We start from the raw sequence: 3,077 nt of genomic DNA on the forward strand, positions 1-3,077 counted from the left end.
GTATTGATCAAATAGTTCATCCAAGGAGAGTATCAGAACACTTATAGATCGTCTGCTTGGCGCTTCAAAGCAGACATTGAATGGCGTCCTGCCTGGAGTTCTGCTTCCGACCCAAAGCCGACATTAGAACGTCTGCTTGTTTCTGCTGAATCGCATCTCAGCCAGGACGAGATACTGTATTAATATGGTCTTCCATGGCTTTGCTATTGACACGCTGTGTGCGCATTAGTCGAGGCCGGACCGATGTGTTCATGGCTGGGGCGTGCATCAGCGCAGGGTGGCAGAGGTACACGTCGCCTGCGGCTCCTGTTAGTTCTTCGACACGGGCTGGAATGCCTTCAATGTCCGTATCCTGGTCCATATACTGTTTGTTGCGTTCCACCGTAGAGGAACTGCTTTTGGCTTTCAGTCCGCCAAGCCAGGGGTGTGACGCACAGAAACCTTTGTTCTGATCGCTTAGTTTGGAAAATTTGGCACCCGAATTCAGTAAGCGGTCCATAAGCAAAGGCGAATTTCTCACAACGGCAGTGCCACCACCCCCCACTTCAACTTCATCTATCAACAGGAAGACGTTCACACCATTGATCTCTTCCGGATGCGAATAATAATGATCAAAGTGCCAAGTTTTTGTTGGCATGAGCCAGGTTTTCGCTTCAGCAGGCATCGTCACAAGCGGCTGGCCCCAACTGTCTTTGGATGCTCGGCCAGCCTTAAATACGTCATCGAGAGCTTCGCGAACGACAATGCTGTCTTCGGGAGAAGGCTCCCCAATCTTTAAGTCACCTAATTTTGACACAGGCCTCCATCCCTTAGAGGGATTCCCATCAATGTGCCACGTGGCGGGCGCATCCTGCAAAAATCCCTGTTGGGATAACAGGTCCCATACGCGATCACGCATCTCTTTGACTATCGATGTTTCTACGGCAGCTTCAAGGTGAACATACCCGGCTGAGTGGAATTCATTCATTTGCTCTGTTGTCAGCATCGTTTTCTATTAAGCCCTAACCGAATGCGCGATCTTATACTAAGAGAGTTGTGGAATGTCCGCTTCCGGCCCAAAGGAAACAGGTTCTTAACAGGCAACAAGGTGTTAGCTAAGAGCTTGTAGGCTGCAATCAGAAATCTCAAAAAATCTTGTGTATGCTTAAACTTCATTCGTCTTTGCAACGAGGGTGTGAATTATGCCTGCAGAAATGGCAACGATTACCTGCTCCTGTGGCGCTGTTCAGCTAACTCTACCTAATGCGGTACCCAAATACCGCTGTGGTTGTTGCTGTACCGAGTGCTTGCAACGAGCCTACATTGGCACCAATGGGACGCCACCACCTTTTTCTCTATTGGAGGAACCAGTTGATCTGCTCTATATCGATTCACAGATCATGCGCCCTGATTCTGACACGCTAGCTAGACTCTCTGTATTCAAGCTTAATGACCAAGATGCGCCCAACATAAATTTGCGATCAAAATGTTGCGGGTCTGTACTAGTGACAGAAAATTCAGAATTTCATAGACCTCACACCATGGCGACATTTAACAACCTGGGCTCCTTTTTGAAGTGCACGTTTTCTGACTTACCAGAACCCGGATTCAATGTGTTCACGAAGGACTGGACAGCGGAAAAGAGACAAGCTCTTCGCAAAAAGGAAAAGTTACAGTACGGCAAACCCTTGCCCCAAGTCGATGACCCGCGATTACCAACGAACGAGCCAGCTTTTGTAGAAGGTATAGCAGCAATGCAATTGGAGGCCAATCCGAAGCCTGAAGGATCAATATCGTTCGCGGAGCTTATCGATGGCATGGAGATTGATGTCGTTGCCGACTATTACGATGAAGCTCACCACGACTGAATGACCTCTATTGCGCGCAAAGCAGACGCAGACCACCTGTAAGCAAGGACTTCCGCTTCCGACCCAATGTGTGGACTCCTCCAACCTAGATAGCTAGGTTGATGTTTCCGCAAACAAAAGAGGAATCCACACATGGCACAGTTAAATACAATTGGGGTCGATTTGGCAAAGAATGTTATTCAAGTCTCTGTCGTTTCCCCGCGCGGCAAGGAACTGCAGAACAAAGCGCTGACACGGATCAAATTCAGAGAGTTTCTCGCTAAGCAACAGCACTCGTTAGTGGCATTTGAAGCGTGTTCGTCTGCTCATTACTGGGCAAGAACAGCGAAAGTCTTCAATCACGATGTTCGCATCCTACCGGCATTCTCTGTTGCACCTTTTCGGCAAGGCCATAAAACCGATGCGAATGATGCGCTGGCGGTGGCAGAAGCTGCTGGGCGACCAAATATCAAAGATGCACCAATGAAGAGTCTTGAACAACAAGGCCTGCAGGCGATACAGAGATCACGCGAGTTACTGGTTCACGATCGTACCGGACTCTCAAACCATATCCGTGGTTTGCTAATGGAGTTTGGTATCACCATCCCTAAAGGCTTTGCAGCACTTCACCGGCGTATACCTGAAGTGCTTGAAGATGCAGAAAACGATGTACCGCACTTCTATCGCGCAACACTTCAGCTCATGTTCCAGCGCTTACTGGACATGAAGGAAGATGTTGATGTGTTGACCCGGCAGATCGAACAACTGGTCAATGCTAACGAATCCTGCAAACGTCTGTTGGCGATCGAAGGTGTGGGTCCGATAAGCGCTGTATTGCTATACGCAACATTAGGTTCGGGAGAGGCTTTTCAAAGTGGCCGAGAGTTCTCTGCCTACCTGGGTCTTACGCCGAAACAATACAGCAGTGGCGGCAAGACCAATCTTATTGGCATCAGTCGGCACATCGCCAACAAGCGATTACGGGCGGTGCTGATCCAGGGCGCGCGAGCATACATTAATCACGTCAAGGAACCGAAGACCACCAAAGACCAATGGCTAGTGGCGATGTTGGATCGAGCAGGGTACGGCAAGACATCAGTGGCCTTAGCAAACAAGAATGTTCGAACAGCGTGGGCGATGCTCACAAAAGGAGAAGACTACCAGCGAGTAGAGGTCAAAGCCGCGTAAAGCGGCGATTACAGAGTTCAGCGAGCAAGCCTAAGTTTAGATAAAGATATCCGCCCTGGAAGA

3 protein-coding genes are annotated in these 3,077 nt (G+C 49.2%); 2 read left to right on the forward strand and 1 reads right to left on the reverse strand.

All coding sequences use genetic code 11. The features are described from left to right. Nucleotides 1-157 precede the first annotated feature (157 nt). A complete protein-coding gene (locus Q1B15_RS00790; protein WP_299748693.1) occupies nt 158-985 on the reverse strand; it encodes a phytanoyl-CoA dioxygenase family protein in 828 nt (275 codons plus the stop codon). Between the two features lie 196 nt (nt 986-1,181). Between Q1B15_RS00790 and Q1B15_RS00795 the strand changes: the two genes are divergently transcribed. Both Q1B15_RS00795 and Q1B15_RS00800 read left to right on the forward strand, forming a co-directional pair. Then, complete coding sequence (locus tag Q1B15_RS00795) at nt 1,182-1,847, forward strand: hypothetical protein (RefSeq protein ID WP_299748698.1); 666 nt, start codon at nt 1,182-1,184, stop codon at nt 1,845-1,847. 132 nt (nt 1,848-1,979) lie between these two features. Further along, a complete protein-coding gene (locus tag Q1B15_RS00800) occupies nt 1,980-3,014 on the forward strand; it encodes an IS110 family transposase (RefSeq protein WP_299748701.1) in 1,035 nt (344 codons plus the stop codon). Nucleotides 3,015-3,077: the final 63 nt, after the last annotated feature.

This window comes from uncultured Boseongicola sp., from assembly GCF_937988555.1.
Classification (GTDB): Bacteria; Pseudomonadota; Alphaproteobacteria; order Rhodobacterales; family Rhodobacteraceae; genus Boseongicola.